Below are 17,530 nucleotides of genomic sequence, written 5' to 3'. Positions count from 1 at the left end.
GTGGTAATGACGGTTAGAACCGTCCTTACCACTCACGAGAAGCAAGGAAGGCGGCTATCTGGTGACGGCCGCCGCTCTGTTCTCCGGCGATCTCGCGTCCGCCCGACGCGCCATGCGAAGTCTGGTGCTTCCGGGGCAACGCCGTCTGCACTTCACCCATGAGAGCGACGGACGCCGGAAACGTATTCTGGATGCCATCACCGAACTCGGGCCGACAGTGACGATCTACGACGCTTCCGCTCATCATCGGCGCCGTCAGCGTGAAGCATGCCTTGACGCGCTGGTCGAGAACCTCGCGAGTAGCGGGACACGAATGCTGGTTCTGGAAAGCGACGAGTCGATCGTGGAGCTGGACAGGAAGACGCTCTACCGATCCGTCCGGCGGCACGGATGTCACGAGATCCTGGAATACCGGCACCTGCGCGCGTTCGAGGAACCGCTGCTCGCCGTCCCGGACGCGCTCGCCTGGTGCTGGCAACGTGGCGGTCATTGGAAGACCCGGGTGCGGGAGATGGTGGAAGAGATCCGAACCGTATGAGGTCCGGATACGCGAAACCCGGCCCACCCACCGTCCGGAAGGCTGCCGGGTCCACTTCGCCGGTTTACTAACCAGCGCTGACGGAAAGTCTACCGCACCCCCTTCCCGAAGGCCCACCCTCGGATCCACCCATCGGGTTGGCGTTTCGCCGGACACCGGGCCGCCGACGGGCTAGCTTCACCCCGTGGCCACCCCGAACGACTACCGCCGGATCACGCGCAAAACCGACCGTCCGATGTGGATCTGGGCGGGCTGCGCGCTGACGAGCGTCCTCCTGATGTTCGGCGTGGGCATCTTCGCCGCGATCACCGTGCTGAACAAGGACGACGAGGCCGAGGCCGAGCTGCCCGCGGTCTGGCCGTCCAAGTCCGGGCTGGCACTCCGCCCGGTCCCGATGCCGACGGGTGAGATGGTCGCCGCGCTGACGGACGAAACCGGCGCGCAGGTGCTGTGCCAGGCGCTCCCGGAGCAGCGTTGGGAGGAGATCCTCGGCGGAACGACTCTTCGGGAGGCGGGAACGGCCTGCCGCGCGATCACCACGAAACTCGACGTCAGCGTGCAGATGGTCCCGTCGTTGCCCAAGGACTCGAGCCGGGGCCTGCCCACGAAGACCACGGTCGCCGGCAAGCTCGCGGTCGTCGCCACGGACAAGGGCGGCACCAATCTGAGCGTCGAACTCGTCGAGGTCGCGCCGCACAACGGCGCCTCGCCGGTGCTGCACGTGTCGCTCCGCGGCAGGACCGTCAAGGTCTCCGAACCCGAAAAGACGGCGAGGGCGCTCGCCGAAGCGCTCATCGCCGTCGTGACACCGCCGGGACCGAAGTTGCCGGAAATCGGCAAAGACGGCGAGATCCCGCTGGAGAAAACCGCGCCGGGCCCGATCAAGGACCGGCCGCTCCCGGAGATCTCGTGGCTGCTGTGCGGAGAGCTCGGCCGCGCGCTCGGGGTTCCGGCGGACGAAGCGAAGCCGGTCTTCTTCGCCGGATGCGAGCTGAACGGCGTGACCGCGGATTACAGCGAACGGTCCTCCGTCGTCACCCCGACCACGACGATCGCCGGGTTGCCCGCCCAGGTCACCGACAAGACGGTCGTCGTGCAGCTCACCGCCGATCCGGCCGGGGAGACGCTGAAGTTCAAGGGCACCGGCGATCTGAGCGCCCTCGCCGAGAAGATGGTTCCGCCGCTGCTCGGCCGTTAGGCCCGGTAGTTCGACAGCAGGTCGCCGAGGAGGGTCTCGTACGCCTTCCGGTCGAAACGGGCTCCGGTGAACTTGTACTCCCCCGACGGATCGAACGGTTCGTAGTCGTACTGCCAGCCGAAAGCCCGCCATTCGACCCAGTCCTCGCCGAGGACGACCTCGACGCTGTAAGCGCCACAACCGAGGTCACCACACAGCGGGCACATCAGCAGCGCGACGCGCCCGTCGTCGAAATGGCCGGGTAAGTGGCCCAGCAACCGCGAAAGCGTCTCGACCGCCGACTCGCGCCAGCGCTCGTCATCCAGGAACAACGGCGTCTGGTGCTGTGTGGGCTCCATCGAGCGCAGGGCGACGCCGTCGATCGTCCAGTCCAGGAACCGGGCCTCACCGTCGTTCCACGACGTCACCGCCGGCTCGACCCCGAGTGTGTTCACACGCGCTCCCTCTTCAGTACGCGCAGCCCGTTGCCGAAGCGTCGCACCGGAAGACGCACTCCACCGCGCCGGATCAGCACGATAGCGCACACCACCGCGGCGAGCGCCGAGATCGCGCCGCCGATGTAGAACGGCGAGCGTCCACCGAAGGCGTCGGCCATCCAGCCGGTCATCGGGCCGCCGATGGGGTTGCCGCCGATCAGCACCAGGACGTACAGGCCCATCACGCGGCCGCGCATCTCCGGGCTGACCGCGGTCTGCACGAGCGCGTTCGCCGTGTTGAGGAAGGTGATGGTGGCGAAGCCCAGCGGGATCAGCGCGAGACCGAAGCTCAGGTACGTCGGCATGAACGCGGTGACCATCTCGAACGCGCCGAGCAGGAACGCCGAGATCAGCAGCAGCCGCACCCGGGGACCGCCGCGGGTGTTGCGGCGGGCCGACATCAGCGCGCCGGTGAAGGTGCCGACGGCGACCAGTGTCGACAGGAGGCCGTAGCCGTCGGCGTTGGTGTGGAAGACGTTCGCGGCGACGATGGGCAGCGAGGTGAAGTACGTGATGCCGAACGTGCTCACGAAGAACACCAGCACCATCACCGTCATCAGGTCACTGCGCCGCCGGACGTAGCGCAGCCCTTCGACCAGTTGCCCCTTCTCCCTCGGGATGGCCGGGCCGCGGAAGAGCTTGTCCGGGTTCATCATCGCCAGCGCGGCGATGACGGCTCCGGTGCTCAGCGCGTTCGCGATGAACAGCCAGCCGGTGCCGACCCAGGTGATCGCGAAACCCGCGATGGCCGGGCCGACGATCCGGGCCATGTTGAAGATCGAGGAGTTGAGCGCGACGGCGTTCGTGACCTTGTCCCTGCCGACCATCTCGGCGACGAAGGACTGCCGCGCGGGCACTTCCAGCGACGCCGTACAGCCGAGGGTGAAGCAGAGGACGTAGACCTGCCAAAGGGCCGCGATGCCGCTCAGGTCGAGCACACCGAGGACGACGGCCTGTGCCAGCACCGCGATCTGGATGCCGATCAGCAGGCGCCGCTTGTCGACGCGGTCGGCCAGTACCCCGGCCCACAGGGAGAGGAACAGCGTCGGCGCGAACTGCAGCGCGACCGCGATACCGAGCGCGATCGGGTCGTTGCCGCTGAGGGTGAACACCAGCCAGTCCTGGGCGATGCGCTGCATCCAGGTGCCGATGTTCGAGATGACCTGGCCGGTGAAGAAGAGCCGGTAGTTCCGCACCCGCAGCGAAGAGAACATGCCGCCGCGCGGTTTCCCACGGCTCGGCGAGGGTGGCGGTGGAGCGGGTTCGCGGGTAGCGGTGGTCTTGGAAGGACACTGTGTTTCGCTACCCGTGGTCGTCACCGCTGTTAGTTCCCCGCCATCCTGTCGATGATCTCGGCGGCGCGAGAGAGCACTTCGCGTTCCTCGGCGCTCAACTCCGCCAACTGTTTGTCCAGCCAGATCTCCCGCGCCGTGATCTGCTCGATCACGTAGGCCCGGCCGCGGTCCGACAACTCGACGATGGCCTGGCGGCCGTCCGTCGGATGCGGCCTGCGCTCGACGTAACCCATCTCCTCGAGCGCGGCGATCACCCTCGTCATCGACGGGGGCTGGACGCCTTCCTTCGCGGCGAGCTGGCCAGGGGTCAGCGCACCGCATTTGTGCAGTGTGGACAACGCGGACACCTGGGTCAGCGAGATGCCGTCACCGGCGCGCTGTGCCCGTAGCCGGCGATTGAGCCGCACCACCGCGAGACGCAGGCGGCTCGCCAGTGAGCGCTCGTGCGTGTCTCCGGACATATAGTTAGCTTACCTCACGATCGGCGTCCCGGCCCGTGAGATCGACCACGGGTGACAAAAGCGCAGGTCAGTTGAACGCGGCTTGGATCGGGCCGACGGCGAAGTAGGCCACGAACATCACCGCGATGGCCCACATCAGCGGGTGCACGCCCTTCGCCTTCCCGGTGACCGCGCGGATGACGACGTAGCTGACGAAGCCCGCGCCGATACCGTTCGCGATCGAGTAGGTGAACGGCATGACCACGATGGTCAGGAACGCGGGCAGCGCGACGGTGAAGTCGGAGAAGTCGATCTCCTTGACCTGGCTCATCAGCAGCGCGCCCACGACCACCAGCGCCGGAGCCGCGGCCTCGACCGGGACGACCTGGTAGAGCGGGGTCAGGAACATCGCCGCGATGAAGAGCACGCCGGTGACGACGTTCGCGAGCCCCGTCCTGGCGCCTTCGGCGATACCGGACGCGGACTCGACGTAGACGGTGTTCGAACTCGACGACGCGAAGCCGCCGGCCGCGCCCGCGAGGCCGTCGACGAACAGGGCCTTGCCGACGTTCGGCAGCTTGCCGTCCGCCGGGAGGAGATCCGCCTCCTTGGCCAGCCCGGTCATCGACCCCATGGTGTCGAAGAAGTCCGCGAGCACCAGGGTGAACACGAGCAGCACCACGGTGATGATCGGCAACCGCGTCCACGCGCCGAAGGAGATGTCGCCGACCAGCGAGAGATCCGGCAGGCCGAGGACCTGATCGGGCAGCGCCGGGTAGCCGAGGTTCCAGCCCTGCGGGTTGACCCCCTTGGACGGGCCGACCTTCGTGATCGACTCGACGACGATCGCCAGCACGGTCGAGGCGAGCACGCCGATCAGGATCGCGCCCTTGACCCGCTTCGCGACCAGGATGCCGGTGACCAGCAGGCCGACGACGAACACCACGGTCGGCCAGGACGCGATCGAGCCGTTGATACCGAGCCCGACCGGCACGGTGGTCTTCGCGTCGTCCGGGACACGCCGGACGAATCCGGCGTCGACCAGGCCGATCAGGGTGATGAACAGGCCGATGCCGACGGCGATCGCGGATTTGAGCTGCGGGGGCACGGCGTTGAACACCGCCGTGCGGATCCCGGCGAACACCAGCAGCACGATGACCAGGCCCTCGATCACCACCAGGCCCATCGCCTCCGGCCAGGTCATCTGCGAGGCGAGGGTGACCGCGACCAGGCTGTTGATGCCCAGGCCGGTGGCGATGGCGAACGGGTAGTTCGCGACGAGGCCCATGATGATGGTCAGCACGCCCGCGACCAGCGCGGTCACCGCGGCGACCTGCGGGACCGGGAGGATGTTGCCGACGACGTCCTTGTGCGCGCCGGCGTCGGAAGCGGAGAAGCTGCCGATGATCAGCGGATTGAGGACCACGATGTAGGCCATCGTGAAGAAGGTGACGATCCCGCCGCGGATCTCGCGCCCTGGCGTCGAGCCGCGCTCGCTGATCTTGAAGTACCGGTCCAGTGTGGACCGGGTGCGCTGCTCCGCCATCGCGTACCAACCCTTCGCCCGTTGCCGGGTACCCTTCCCCACGTGGGCGAATCGATCAATTCCGGGGAAGTAAACGGTTCATTGCGGCATACGCCGGAGCTGCCGAAGCGGCTGACCGATCTGACGCCGGTCGTGATCGTAGGTACCTCGCTCTGGGCCGTCGCGACGGTGGTCCTGTTCTTTGTGACCGACGGCATCTGGGTGCAGACGTCGTTCTCCGGCGTCGTGCTCGGCTTCATCGGCCTCGCGATCATCGCCTGGCAGCGTGCCGCCGCCCGCCGCGGCTCCCGCGGCGCCCAACGCTTCTGATTCCCCATGCGTTTCGTCCTCTGGATGCGGTCCTTGCGTGTGCAAGTACCGCATCCAGAGGACGAAACGCGTTTCAGTTCAGGAGGGCGGCGGGTGAGGGGTCCTCGAGCAGGGCCGTGAGGACGTGCCGGTCGGCCCACCGGTCGGTGGCCCAGGCGAAGGCGCGGCCGAGGCCTTCAGGGGTGTCGGCGGCGTGCAGCCTGCCGTCGGACCACCAGGCGACGTCGTGTTCGGCGTCCTCGAAGGCCACCGTCAGCGTCTCGTGCAGCAGCACCCCGCCGTCGGGGAGTTCGACGCCCAGCTGATCGGCGGCCAGCCGGAGCGCGGAAAGCTCCGTCCACGGCACGTACTCGCCGTCTTCGGTGACCTTGGCGTCGAGGCCGCTCGCCACCGGCAGGTCCAGCAGCTCTGCCAGCGCCCCGGCGCCGCTCGCCGTGACGACCATCCGGTCCGGCGCCAGCACGGCGGCGAACCACGGGACGTCTAGGACGACGGCGTTCCCGGCGTCGGCGGCCGAACCGTCCGAGACCCGGACGCGATCCGGCGCACCGACGTCCAAAGTGGACTCGGCGAGTACGGCGTGCGCGCGGGACGCGAGGCCCGGACTCACCTTGCGCTGGGGATCGCCCAGCCGCTCCAGCAGATCCTCGACGTCTTCGGCGTCCGTCCCCAGTTCCGTCCTGACTCCGGCGGCGAGCAGGATTTCCTTGCTCAGCCCCGAATCCGGCACGACGTCGTAGAGTCCGGTCAGCGCGGCGGCTTCCGGCATCCGCCAGTCGAGCGGCGCGTGCCCGTCGAGCAGCGCGTAACGCGCGAGCCACCAGCCGGTGTGGCCGCCGGGTTCGGTGAGGGCACGCCAGGTTTCCGGGCGGGCCGCGAGCAACCGCAGCGCCTCGGGCCAGGCATCGTCGGCGACGAGGTCGAGATCGCGGACGGCGAGCACCCGTGACGGCGGTCGCTCCCGCGAGTCCCACCAGTCGTGTTCGTCGGGCAGGCCGTGGTCGGGTTCCAGCGGGTCGTCGTCGGCGACGATCGCGAACGTGTCGAGGACGCCGACCGCGACGAGCGTGGCCACCGGCCAGTCCTCGGCGAATTCCTCGTCCAGCACGGACAAGGCGCCGTCTTCTTCGAACACCTCGGGGTCGAAGATGTCGCCCAGCGGCGACGTGGGCAGCACGAGTTCGTCCGCACGCCGCCAGCCGTCCTCGCTCGGAAGTGCCAGCGCACCGGCCCATTCGGGGGCGTCGTCACCGACCTCGGCGATCAGGCGGAGCACCGCGCCAGCGAGCGCCATACCGTCCAAACCGGACCGGACGTCTTCGACGCTGCGTTCGACGGCGGCGCTCAGCGCGTCGGCTTCGAGCAGGTCGCTCGCCTCGGCGTGGCGGGCACCCAGGCGTTCCAGCAACGGATGCGCGGCGGCGGGGTGCACGAGCCGGAGGCCGAGAATGTCCACATCGGACAAAAGTTCGAGCAGTTCCGCCGAACCGCCGACGAGCAGCGCGTCACGCACACCGGGCAACGTGCGGCCGTCCGACATCGGCACCGGCAAGGCGCCGAGGTCGTCCCTGGTGAGGTCGTGCGCTTCGAGCGCCGGGAGCAGCACGTCGTAGAGCGAATGCCACCACGAGGGCTCCCGCTGGATCCCGGTCAGCAGCTCGATCGCCTCGGCGGGTGAAAGCGACCGCGCGCCGACGGCACGAAGGTCCACACCGGACAGTGAAACCAGGCCGGGCACGAGGTCGGCCAGCAGCGGCGCGAGGCCCGGCACGTCGACCGTGAGCACCCGGGCCCGTCGGCCGGGCAGGTCGTCGCCTTCCTGGGCCGGGAGCCACGGAAGCGCGGCGAGATTCTCCAAAATGGACTCGCGCAGCGTTCCGTCCACAGTGGAACGTGGGAAGGAAGCGGCGGGGACGAGGGTCAGCCGCTCTTTGGCGGGCAAGGAACAGACGAGGTCGACGTACTCCCGCGCGGCGTTCTTCAGCGCCGCCGTCAGCTCCGGTCCCGGCAGCGCGCGGCGGCGCGACGGTTCGATCGGCAGCGTCGCGATCAGCCTCGCGGGCAAGGAGAGTTCGTCGTCGGTGGGGGTCGGCGCGTGCAGGACGTCTTCGCCGAGCGGCCGCGGCGAACCGGTTTCGTCCAGCGGGACAGCCCAGACGACCTCGCCGCGATGGACCTGCCAGTGGTCGGCGGAACCGTCCGGCGAGGTGAGCTGGACGACGCCGTCGCCGAGATCGACACGGCGCCGGACGCCGTCTTCGATCTCGATGCTTTCCAGCCAGGACAAGGTGAGCAGGAGATCACCGGCGTCGTTCGCCAGATCGGCCAGCAGGGCCGGCAGATCGACGCCGTCGCGCACCGGCAACCGGACCTCGGTGGTGAAGCCTTCGGGGACGGGCGGTTCGTCGTCCCGGACCGGCCACGGAAGCCGGAGGACGGGGACGTCGCCGGTGCGGGCGGCCTCGGTACGCGTGCGCTCCGCCGAAAAGGTGACCCCGCCGGTCGTCGAAACGATCCGCGGTGCGTCGGAAACCGTGAGCACGGCGGCGAACCCGACACCGAACCGGCCGACCGTCTCGTCGCCTTTACCGGAAGCGCGAAGGGAGGCAAGGGATTCGACACCGCGGGCGTCCAGCGGCGCACCAGTGTTGGCGAACCTCAGCTCACCGTCCACAACGGACACCCGGAGCCTGCCGGGTTCCCCGGCCGCCAAGGCGGCGTCGGCGGCGTTCTGCGCGAGTTCGACGAACAGCCGGTCCCGGTAGCCACCGACCCGCAGGTCGTTCTCGGTGTTCGTGTCCTCGGTGAACCGCGTCGGCGAATCAGCCCACGCGCGCAGGACGGCGGCGCGTAACCGCTCGGTGCCGAACGGGTCAGTGTTCACTGGCGCTTTCGGCTTCGACCTGCGCTTCGTCGGCGGTGGCCTCGGTGCTCTGAGCGCTCTCGGTGCTCTCAGTGCTTTCGACGGTCTCCGGCTCGACTTCGGGCTGGACCTCGGCGGTCTCGGGCACCTCGGCGACCGGCGCCTCGGCCTCGTCGACCACCGGCGCCTCGGCGGTCTCCACCTCAGAGGTCTCCTGCTCGGGGGCCTCGGCGGTCTCCGGCTCGGGCGTTTCCGCGACCTCGGCTTCGGGCTCGTTCGTGACCTCGGCCTCGGCCGGTGCTTCCGGTGCGGCCTCGTAGTCGATCAGCGAATCGTCGTAGACCAGTTCCGCCACCGGCACCGACGAAGTCACCTCGACCTCGATCTCGGAATGCGCGCCGCAGCCGTACTCGACGTCGACGACGTGGCCGTCCGCCGGGGAGATGTCGTTGGTGCACGCGCCGAAGGCCGCGCTGAGCGATCCCGCGAGCGGCACGAAGAACCCGCAGCTCCCGCAGACGTCCGGCGCGCTGCGCGCCATATCCGACCGGGGGCCGAATTCGCCGCCGTGCCAGCGGGCGGCGGCGTCGAGCCTGCCGTACCGGGAGAGCACGTGGACCCGGCCGAGACCGGTCTCCATGGCGACCTCTTCGACCGCGGGGTCGTCGGACGCCAGGTACGCCGGAGCGAGCCGCGGGTCGTCCTTCTCCACCGGGAAGATGTCGCCGACACCCAGGTCGCCCGCCTGCACGCGGCGGTCCCACGGCACCCACGCCGGGGCGACCCGCGCCTCCGGACCAGGGATCAGCACGACCTCGCTGACCGTGACCGGGTGGTCCTCACCGGCCAGCGCGACCGTCACCGACCAGCGCCAGCCCCGATAACCCGACACGGTCGCCTCGAACAGGTGACTCGCGGAAACCGCGTCCTCACGTTCGACGCCGACGTGCGCGCCGACCTGATCGGGACCGGCGTCCGCCAGCACCGCCTCGCGGGCGAGATCGACCGCCTCGGCGAGTTTGCGCTGGATAGAGCCGTCGTCCAGGGTCAACAGCAGGGTCATACCCCCATTCTGCCGCACGCGATATCGCGGTCCGTGTCAGGCTGTCCGCGTGCGCACGCCGATGACCATCTCGCTCCTGCTGGCCGCCGTCCTCGGTGGCTGCGCCGCCGCGCCGGTGAGTGGCACCGCCCCGGCCGCACCCGAAAAGCTCAAGGTTCAGGTGCTCTCCACCCTTCCGCACGACCCGGCCGCGTTCACCCAGGGCCTCGAGTTCTCCGGCGAGACCCTGTACGAGGGGACAGGCCTGGTCGGGAAGTCGTCGATGCGGGCCGGGCCCGCGGGCGCTGCGCCGTCGGTCCGGCAGGACCTGCCCGGCCTGTTCGGCGAGGGCATCACCGTGCTCGGTCCGACGGCCTGGCAGATCACCTGGCAGGACGGCGTCGCCATCGAACGCGACGCCAAGACCCTCGCCGAGCTTCGTCGCGTGACCTACACCGGCGAAGGCTGGGGTCTCTGCCACCACGACGGACGGCTGGTGATGAGCGACGGCTCGTCGAGGCTCACCTTCCGCGACCCCGTTTCCTTCGCCCCGACAGGCAGCGTCGATGTCGGGCGTGACCAGCTGAACGAACTGGAATGCGTCGGGGACGCGGTCTACGCGAACGTCTGGCAGACGGAGAAGATCCTGCGGATCGACGCCGCTTCCGGACGGGTCACCGGCGAAATCGACGCCTCGGGCTTGCTCGGCCCCGGCGAGCGGGGTTCCGCCGACGTCCTCAACGGCATCGCGGCGGTGCCCGGGACGGACGAATTCGTGATCACCGGCAAGCTCTGGCCCAAGATGTTCCGCGTGAAATTCGTCCCCGCCCCCTAGAAAGCAGTGGTGAACGCGCGCGGCGGGTCCCGGGTAAGGCAGGATTGAAGGGTGGGAATCTTCGGCTCGAACTCTGGACCCGACGGCACGCGTTCCGGCCGGCCGGGCAAGGAGCGTGGCCGTAAGAGCAAGCGCAAGTGGACACCGGAACCGGGCGCCGCCCAGGCACGCGACTGGTCCGCGCCGCCGCCCACCCGGGTCGATCACCAGCCGGTACCGCCCCGCGCGGCCCGTCCCCAGGCCCAGAACCAGCCCCAGTACCAGCCGCATCCGGCCGGGCCGACCGCCGACGAGGCGCGCACCGCCGCGATCCCGATGGGCCACCACCAGCCTCCGCCGCCACCGCCCCGGATGCCGCCGCAGACGCCTCCGCGCGGCGCCCGGCCGTACCCGGATCCCTCGCAGCGGCAGACCGAACCCGTCCGGCGTCGTCCGGGCGGGTTCTACGACGAGCACCCGCCCGGCAGCGGCGAGTACGAGCACTACGACACCGGCGGCTACGCGGGTGAACCCCGGGTCGCCGAGGAATTCCCGCAGGAGCACCCCACGACCGCGGTTCCGCCGCAGGCGGGGCCCCTGCCGCGGATGCCGAAGAAGATCACGGTCACCCGGGTCGCGGCGATGCGCAGCCGTCAGCTCACCGGGCAGGCCGTCGGCGCGTTCCAGCGGGCGACGAAGGCGGACGGCGCCGACAAGTCGGGGCTGACCTCGCTGACGTACGCGGTGATGCTGAACTACGCCAGCGACGCGGCGATGGCGATCGCGCTGGCCAATACGCTGTTCTTCGCCGCCACGAGCGGCGAGAGCAAGGGCAAGGTCGCGCTCTACCTGCTCATCACGATCGCGCCGTTCGCGCTGGTCGCGCCGGTGATCGGCCCGGCGCTGGACAAGATCCAGCGTGGCCGCAGGCTGGCGATGTGCGTGTCCTCGGCCGGACAGGCGCTGATGGCCATCGTGATGGCGCTGCATTTCGACGACTGGCTGCTGTACCCGGCGGCGCTGGGCATGATGGTGCTCTCGAAGTCGTTCACCGTGCTCAAGGCGGCGGTGACCCCGCGGGTGCTGCCACCCGAGATCACGCTGTCCAAGACCAACGCGCGGCTGACGGTGTTCGGCCTGGTCGCCGCCGGCGCGTTCGGCGCGCTGGCGAGCGGGGTCAACGCGATCTGGGGTTCGCAGGGCGCGCTGTGGTTCACCATGCTGATCTGCGTCGCGGCCGCCGTGCAGTCGATGCGGATCCCGGCGTGGGTCGAAAAGACCGAGGGCGAAGTGCCTGCTTCGCTGTCCGCGCACCCCGAGCGGCGGGTGAAGAAGCAGCGGCAGCCGATGGGACGGCAGATCGTCGTCTCGTTGTGGGGCAACGGCACCGTCCGCGTGCTGACCGGGTTCCTGATGATGTTCTCCGCGTTCGCGGTGAAGGCGCAGGCAGAGGGCAGCGGGCAGAGCCCGTTCGAGCAGCTGCTGCTGCTCGGCATCATCGGCGCCGCGGCCGGTGCCGGTGGTTTCCTGGGGAACGCGCTCGGCTCCCGGCTGCACTTCGGCAAACCGGATCAGGTGATCCTGGCCTGTGTCGGGGCCTGCCTGGGTATCGCGGTCATCGCCACCGTGGCGGCGGGGCTGGCGACGGCGGCGATCGTCGCGCTCGTCGGCGCGACCGCGAGTGCGCTGGCGAAGATCAGCCTCGACGCCGTGATCCAGGAGGACCTGCCGGAGGAGTCGCGCGCGTCGGCGTTCGGGCGGTCGGAGACCGTGCTGCAGATGTCGTGGTGCTTCGGCGGTGCCGTCGGCCTGCTGCTGCCGCCGACGTACTGGATCGGGTTCCTCGTGCTGTCGATCCTGCTGGCCGTCGGGTTCACACAGACGTTCATGGTCCGGCGCGGGACCTCGCTGATCCCGGGTCTCGGCGGCGACCGCCCGCTGCGCCCCGAGCCGACCAGCGAATCGCCGGTCCCGTCGGAGGCCGGTGACTCCCGGTGGCGGCCGGGCTCGTAATCTTCACCGTATGCGGCGACTTCGTATCTTGGCCCTGCTCGCGGCGGGTGGTTTCGTGGTGGCCGGTTGCTCGGCCCCCGGCCCCGAAGAGGTGACCTTCTTCGCCGACGGGAAGACGGTGAACGTCACCCCGCTGGCGTCCTGCGACATCAAGAGCGCCCAGTGCACGACCCGCCCCGACGCCGCGGGCAAGCTGCGCGTCCGGCCGGGGAAGCCGGTGCAGATCTCGGTGCCGAGCGGGATCGCGGAAACGCCGTGGAAGGTCACGGTGCAGTACGTGAACGGCAAGGGCGAGCCGCAGGAACTGAAGCAGGACATCATCACGTCGCTGGACCGGTTCGCCTACACCGTGACGACGCCCAAGCCCGACGACCAGATCCTCGTCGTCGAGGTCGCGCAGGCTTCGGTGATCAGCCAGACCGGACGCCCGGAGGACGCCGAGGCGGTCACGACCGCGATCTGGTCGCTACAGGTGGAGCCACCGGCCGTCTGAGCAGCAAGGGACCTTTGCTATCGCGCGGGCTCCTGATCTCTGCTGAAGGTAGTGAAGGCCGACCCGGCCGACGGCCGATGCGCGTGAAGGCCCCCTTCCCTCGGCTGAGCCGAGGGAAGGGGGCCTTCACGCGCTAAGACGGGGCGTCGATCAGGGATCGAGGTCCCTGGCGACCGCGCGCATGATCTCGGCGATCTGCTTGGTGTTCTTGCGGTCCGGGTAGCGGTTGCGCCGCAGGTCCGGCTGCACCTTGAGTTCCAGCAGCTTGATCATGTCTTCGATGAGCCCGTGCAGTTCCTCCGCGGGACGGCGGCGGGCCTCGGCGACCGAAGGCGGCGGGTCCAGCAGCCGGACGGAAAGCGCTTGCGGACCGCGACGGCCGTCGGCGACACCGAACTCGAGGCGCTGACCCGCCTTGAGTCCTTCGACGCCCTGCGGCAGCGCGGCTTTGCGGATGTAGACGTCGGCGCCCCCATCCTGGGTGACGAAACCGAAACCCTTCTCCGCGTCGTACCACTTGACCTTGCCGGTCGGCACTTCCCTCACCAGTCCTTTGCTGTCCTGCTCACAACGAACGCGCCCGGGGGCGTACCCAGGGCGCGCGTCCCATAAGCGTATCCCGCCACAGGCCCTGTGGAGAAGCGGATACCGGCGGATACCCTCTGTTTCATGGAGACCGCAGTAAAGGAGGCCGCTGTGGCCGTCCCCGAAAAGCCGGGCAAACCGATCCTCATGCGCGTGGGCATCGGCCTGTTCGCGATCGGCATGATCGCCGTCACAGCGGTGTTCATCCTGTTCGCGGCCGGGCTGGAGAACCTGCCGGTGTGGCTGTCCGCCGCGGCGGGCGTGATCACCCCGCTGGGTCTGGCGCTGGGCCTGATCGCCCTGGTTCGCGAGGCTCGCCGAAAGAGCTGAACCAGCCGGGGAACTCGGTCAGCGAGTCGAACACCACATCGGCCCCTTCCGCGAGCAGTTCGGCCTTGGTGCACGGGCCCGTCGTGACCCCCACGGGCACGGCGCCCGCGGCCAGCGCGCCGCGGATGTCGCCGAGGTGGTCCCCGACGTAGACACGGGCGCCGTGCTCGGTGAGCGCGGCGGCCTTCTCTGTCGACCACAGCTCCCCGACCAGGACGTCGACCTCGAAGCCGAGGGCGTCCAGGTGGAGTTTCGCGTTGGGCCCGTACTTACCGGTGACGACGACGGTGCGCCCACCCGCCTCGCGGACGGCGTGGAGCGCTTCGGCCGCGCCGGGCAGCGCCACCGTCACCGGCACGACGACCTCCGGGTACATCGCGCGGAACCGCGTCACCAGTTCCGGGATGCGCTCCTCCGGCGCGCCGAATCCCCGCAGGCTGTCGTCGAGGGGCGGGCCGAGGTTGGCCGCGAAGAACTCGCCGTCCAGCGGCAGGCCGGACTCCACGCCGAGCGCGTTCATCACCGCGACCATGCCCGGCCGCGGATCGATCAGTGTCATGTCGAGGTCGAACCCCACGGTGATGCCCACGCCCGCCACGGTAGCGGCCACCACCGACTGATTTACACCTACCGCGCGATCGTCAACGCGTTTGACACGGGCGCGATCTGTGTCAAGCTGGAGATGTGGGCGAGATCACGAGCTTCTCCGATCGGACCAAGGCCTCGCTGCGGGAGGCCTTGCTCGACGCCGCCACCGAGCTGCTCCCGGAGCGCGGCTACACGGCGCTGCGCATGGCGGACGTCGCCGCGCACGCGGGGGTGAGCAGGCAGACGGTCTACAACGAGTTCGGCAGCAAGGCCGCGCTCACCCAGGCCGTCGTGCTCCGGACGACGTCGGAGTTCCTGGAAGGCATCCGGCAGCGCGTCGAGCACGCGCAGGACCTCCTCGACGGGATCCGCGAGGCGGTCGTCTACACGATCGAGCACGCCCGTGAGAACCGGCTCGTCGCGACCACGCTCGGCACCGAAGCCGGCGAGGACCTCCTTCCGCTGCTCACCACCAAGGGCGAGCCGATCCTGACCGCGGCCACCGAGGTCGCGGCCGGGCAGTACCGCGAATTCGAACCGGCGCTCTCGGCTCATTCGGCCGCACTGCTGGCGGAGACCGTCGTGCGGCTTTCCCTGTCCCATCTCGTCATGCCGACCCATTCGGCCGACGAGGCGGCGGCCGCCGTGGTCGCCGTACTGGCGCCCGCCATCCGGATGCTGACCACCGATTCGTCCACAATGGAGTGACACGAAGGGGACGTCATGACCGATACGCTCTCTGAGCTGCGGACCGGTTTTTCCTCACTGCGCAAGGGCGGGCTGAACTGGGACTCGTTCCCACTGCGGCTGTTCGCCAAGGGAAACAAGAAGTTCTGGAATCCCGCCGACATCGACTTCTCCCGTGAACGCGAGGGCTGGGACACCCTCAACCCGGAACAGCAGCGGTCGACGACGTATCTCGTGGCGCAGTTCATCGCGGGCGAAGAGGCGGTCACCGAGGACATCCAGCCGTTCATGCGGGCGATGTCCGCGACCGGCCGCTTCGGCGACGAGATGTATCTGACCCAGTTCTGTTTCGAAGAGGCCAAGCACACGGAAGTGTTCCGCCGCTGGATGGACGCCGTCGGGCTCACCGAAGACCTGCATCCGTACGTCGCGGAGAATCCCCACTACCGCAAGCTTTTCTACGAGGAATTGCCGCAGTCGCTGCGGGCACTCGAGGACGATCCCAGTCCGCTCAACCAGATCCGCGCGAGCGTCACCTACAACCACGTCATCGAAGGCAGTCTCGCGTTGACGGGGTACTACTCGTGGCAGCTGATCTGCACGCAGCACGACATCCTGCCCGGGATGCAGGAACTGGTCCGCCGCATCGGCGACGACGAACGCCGCCACATGGCCTGGGGCACCTTCACCTGCCGTCGCCATGTCGCCGCGGACGACTCGCTGTGGGACGCGGTGCAGCAGCGGATGGGTGAGCTGCTCCCCCACGCCCTCGACATGATCCAGTGGGTACAGGACCAGTTCGAAGAAATCCCCTTCGACAACGATCCGCAGGAGATCATCCAGTACGCGGCCGATCGGGCGCAGCGACGGCTCGGCGCGATCGAATCCGCGCGCGGGATGCCGGTGGAGCAGATCGACCTCGACTATTCGCCGGAGAACCTCGAAGAGACCTTCGGCGAAGAAGACGCGAAGGCGATCGCCGAGGCGGCAGCCGCTGTGTCGGCTTAGTCCGTGAAGGCCTCCTTGAGGGACTCAGCGTCCCTCAAGGAGGCCTTCACGGACCATCAACCTTCACCTGGCCGGCCAGTAGACGGCGTGCCAGTTGCCGTCCGCGGCGACCGCGCCGCCCGCGATCGTCCCGTCCAGACCGATCAGTTCCGCCCGGCTGTATCCGCCGCCCGGCAGCGTGCCGAGGTCGGTCCGCACACCGTTCGCGTCCCAGAGCGCGGCGTTGCCCGCGATGCCGACGACGCGCCCCCGTCCGTCGATGTCCATGGCGTTGCCGCCGGTGCCGGCCGTGGCGAGCAGGGTCATCGTGCCGTCGGCGGCCCACCGCACCGGAACGGAGAGTGATCCGTTCGGGGAGTCGACGTAGCCCATCCCGACCGAGACCCCGGAACCGTTGATCTTGTAGACGTCCGTGGCGTAGGAGTTCGTCCAGCCGAGTTCGATCATGCGGCCGTCGGTGGTCCACTTCACGGCCGCGTACCGGTCGTTGATCGTGGTGCGGCCGACGATCTCGCCGGAGGCGTTCAGGCCGCCGAACCAGCTGGCCTCGGTCGCCGTACCGAGCATGGTCACCGCCCCGGACGCGTCCCAGCGCAGGACCCGGATGCTGCCGTCGTCCCCGTAGAGCCGCCCGCCGATGAACCGGCCGTCGCGGCTGATCGCGGACGCGGAGTAGCTTCCGGCGACCGGCGGCGCGGCGAGCATCGTGACTCCTCCGGACGGGTCCCAGCGCAGTCCGCGCTCCTTGCCCGTGGCGTCCGTCCCCGATCCCACGATGACGCCGAGGTCGCTGATCCCGCGGGCTTCCCAGGTCCGGCCGCCCGGCAACGCCGGGAGTTCCGTGACGGCGCCGTCCGGGGCCCAGCGCACGGCCCGGTCGCTCAGCCCGTAGTCGAGTGAACTGCCGACGGCCACCCCGCTCCCGTTGATGGCCTTCGGCGACCCGAGACCGCTGCCGCCCAGGGACGACAGCACGGAGATCTTCCCGTTCCGGTCCCATCTCACCGCCGTGCACCAATGCGTGTGCGGCTCGGTGCTGCAGGACTCCCCGACGAGCTGACCCCGGTCACCGACCGCGGTCACGTCGGTCCTCTCGTCACCGGGCAGCAGGCCGAGATCGATCGGCCCGGTCGCCGCGGCCGCCACCGCCGGGACGGACAGCGGCAGCGCCACCGCGGCCACAACCAGGGTGAGCAGACGTTTGCCTCGTTGGATGTTCATGGTTCCCCTAGGCGGCTCCCCATGGCCCCGCGCTTTGCGAGACCTACTGCCGCACAGGGGACACGCCGGGAAAAAGTGACAGGT

Annotated in this window: 18 protein-coding genes; 9 read left to right on the top strand and 9 right to left on the bottom strand. The window is 69.3% G+C overall.

Features of this window, described 5'->3' with window-relative positions:
• Nucleotides 1–61 precede the first annotated feature (61 nt).
• Nucleotides 62–538: a hypothetical protein gene (locus SD37_RS04095; RefSeq protein WP_236725267.1), complete on the top strand. Its 477-nt coding sequence runs from the start codon at nt 62–64 to the stop codon at nt 536–538.
• A gap of 184 nt (nt 539–722) precedes the next feature.
• Nucleotides 723–1,736: a hypothetical protein gene (locus SD37_RS04090; protein WP_044853888.1), complete on the top strand. Its 1,014-nt coding sequence runs from the start codon at nt 723–725 to the stop codon at nt 1,734–1,736.
• On the opposite strand, the gene SD37_RS04085 is transcribed toward SD37_RS04090, so the two are convergent.
• The 4 genes from SD37_RS04085 to SD37_RS04070 all read right to left on the bottom strand — a co-directional run bounded on the left by SD37_RS04085 (nt 1,733) and on the right by SD37_RS04070 (nt 5,493).
• A complete protein-coding gene (locus SD37_RS04085; protein WP_044853887.1) occupies nt 1,733–2,170 on the bottom strand; it encodes a hypothetical protein in 438 nt (145 codons plus the stop codon). The two genes, SD37_RS04090 and SD37_RS04085, sit on opposite strands and share 4 nt — an antisense overlap.
• A complete protein-coding gene (locus SD37_RS04080) occupies nt 2,167–3,426 on the bottom strand; it encodes an MFS transporter (RefSeq protein WP_044853886.1) in 1,260 nt (419 codons plus the stop codon). Before SD37_RS04080 ends, SD37_RS04085 begins: the two co-directional genes overlap by 4 nt.
• 110 nt (nt 3,427–3,536) lie before the next feature.
• On the bottom strand, nt 3,537–3,968 hold the full coding sequence (locus tag SD37_RS04075; protein ID WP_037317984.1) for a MarR family winged helix-turn-helix transcriptional regulator: 432 nt from the start codon (nt 3,966–3,968) through the stop codon (nt 3,537–3,539).
• A 67-nt stretch (nt 3,969–4,035) separates the two neighbouring features.
• A complete protein-coding gene (locus SD37_RS04070) occupies nt 4,036–5,493 on the bottom strand; it encodes an NCS2 family permease (RefSeq protein WP_044853885.1) in 1,458 nt (485 codons plus the stop codon).
• 81 nt (nt 5,494–5,574) lie between these two features.
• Here SD37_RS04070 and SD37_RS04065 point away from each other — a divergent pair, with 81 nt between their 5' ends.
• On the top strand, nt 5,575–5,802 hold the full coding sequence (locus SD37_RS04065) for a DUF2530 domain-containing protein (RefSeq protein WP_037317988.1): 228 nt from the start codon (nt 5,575–5,577) through the stop codon (nt 5,800–5,802).
• 73 nt (nt 5,803–5,875) lie between these two features.
• Here SD37_RS04065 and SD37_RS04060 read toward each other — a convergent pair whose 3' ends face one another.
• Nucleotides 5,876–8,686, bottom strand: coding sequence for a sacsin N-terminal ATP-binding-like domain-containing protein (locus SD37_RS04060; RefSeq protein ID WP_044853884.1), 2,811 nt, complete (start codon nt 8,684–8,686; stop codon nt 5,876–5,878).
• The gene (locus tag SD37_RS04055; protein ID WP_044853883.1) at nt 8,676–9,728 is read right to left on the bottom strand and encodes a DUF3027 domain-containing protein; all 1,053 of its coding nucleotides are present in this window, start codon (nt 9,726–9,728) and stop codon (nt 8,676–8,678) included. Before SD37_RS04055 ends, SD37_RS04060 begins: the two co-directional genes overlap by 11 nt.
• Before the next feature lie 49 nt (nt 9,729–9,777).
• Between SD37_RS04055 and SD37_RS04050 the strand changes: the two genes are divergently transcribed.
• The 3 genes from SD37_RS04050 to SD37_RS04040 are packed head-to-tail and all read left to right on the top strand — an operon-like array spanning nt 9,778 to nt 13,027.
• Nucleotides 9,778–10,542: a glutaminyl-peptide cyclotransferase gene (locus SD37_RS04050; protein WP_044853882.1), complete on the top strand. Its 765-nt coding sequence runs from the start codon at nt 9,778–9,780 to the stop codon at nt 10,540–10,542.
• A gap of 51 nt (nt 10,543–10,593) precedes the next feature.
• Complete coding sequence (locus tag SD37_RS04045) at nt 10,594–12,534, top strand: MFS transporter (RefSeq protein ID WP_044853881.1); 1,941 nt, start codon at nt 10,594–10,596, stop codon at nt 12,532–12,534.
• 28 nt (nt 12,535–12,562) lie between these two features.
• Nucleotides 12,563–13,027 carry a DUF2771 family protein gene (locus SD37_RS04040; RefSeq protein ID WP_052675064.1) on the top strand — a complete coding sequence of 155 codons (465 nt, stop codon included), beginning with the start codon at nt 12,563–12,565 and terminating at the stop codon, nt 13,025–13,027.
• A 150-nt stretch (nt 13,028–13,177) separates the two neighbouring features.
• Here SD37_RS04040 and SD37_RS04035 read toward each other — a convergent pair whose 3' ends face one another.
• Entirely contained in the window at nt 13,178–13,564 is a 387-nt protein-coding gene (locus SD37_RS04035; RefSeq protein WP_016337551.1) for a cold-shock protein, read from the bottom strand.
• Between the two features lie 132 nt (nt 13,565–13,696).
• On the opposite strand from SD37_RS04035, the gene SD37_RS04030 reads away from it, so the two are divergent.
• Entirely contained in the window at nt 13,697–13,942 is a 246-nt protein-coding gene (locus SD37_RS04030; protein WP_044853879.1) for a hypothetical protein, read from the top strand.
• Here SD37_RS04030 and SD37_RS04025 read toward each other — a convergent pair.
• Entirely contained in the window at nt 13,878–14,531 is a 654-nt protein-coding gene (locus tag SD37_RS04025) for an HAD family hydrolase (RefSeq protein WP_044853878.1), read from the bottom strand. The two genes, SD37_RS04030 and SD37_RS04025, sit on opposite strands and share 65 nt — an antisense overlap.
• A 95-nt stretch (nt 14,532–14,626) precedes the next feature.
• Here SD37_RS04025 and SD37_RS04020 point away from each other — a divergent pair, with 95 nt between their 5' ends.
• Nucleotides 14,627–15,238: a TetR/AcrR family transcriptional regulator gene (locus SD37_RS04020; RefSeq protein ID WP_173426428.1), complete on the top strand. Its 612-nt coding sequence runs from the start codon at nt 14,627–14,629 to the stop codon at nt 15,236–15,238.
• A gap of 15 nt (nt 15,239–15,253) precedes the next feature.
• Nucleotides 15,254–16,225, top strand: a complete 972-nt coding sequence (locus tag SD37_RS04015; protein WP_044853877.1) for a R2-like ligand-binding oxidase — start codon at nt 15,254–15,256, stop codon at nt 16,223–16,225.
• A 63-nt stretch (nt 16,226–16,288) separates the two neighbouring features.
• Here the strand turns inward: SD37_RS04015 and SD37_RS04010 are convergent, their stop codons facing one another.
• On the bottom strand, nt 16,289–17,446 hold the full coding sequence (locus tag SD37_RS04010; RefSeq protein ID WP_065912745.1) for a hypothetical protein: 1,158 nt from the start codon (nt 17,444–17,446) through the stop codon (nt 16,289–16,291).
• Nucleotides 17,447–17,530 lie beyond the last annotated feature (84 nt).

The sequence above is a fragment of the Amycolatopsis orientalis genome, assembly GCF_000943515.2.
Taxonomy (GTDB): domain Bacteria; phylum Actinomycetota; class Actinomycetes; order Mycobacteriales; family Pseudonocardiaceae; genus Amycolatopsis; species Amycolatopsis orientalis.
Note: the sequence above shows the minus strand (reverse complement) of the source record. Positions and strands in the feature narration are given on the sequence as shown.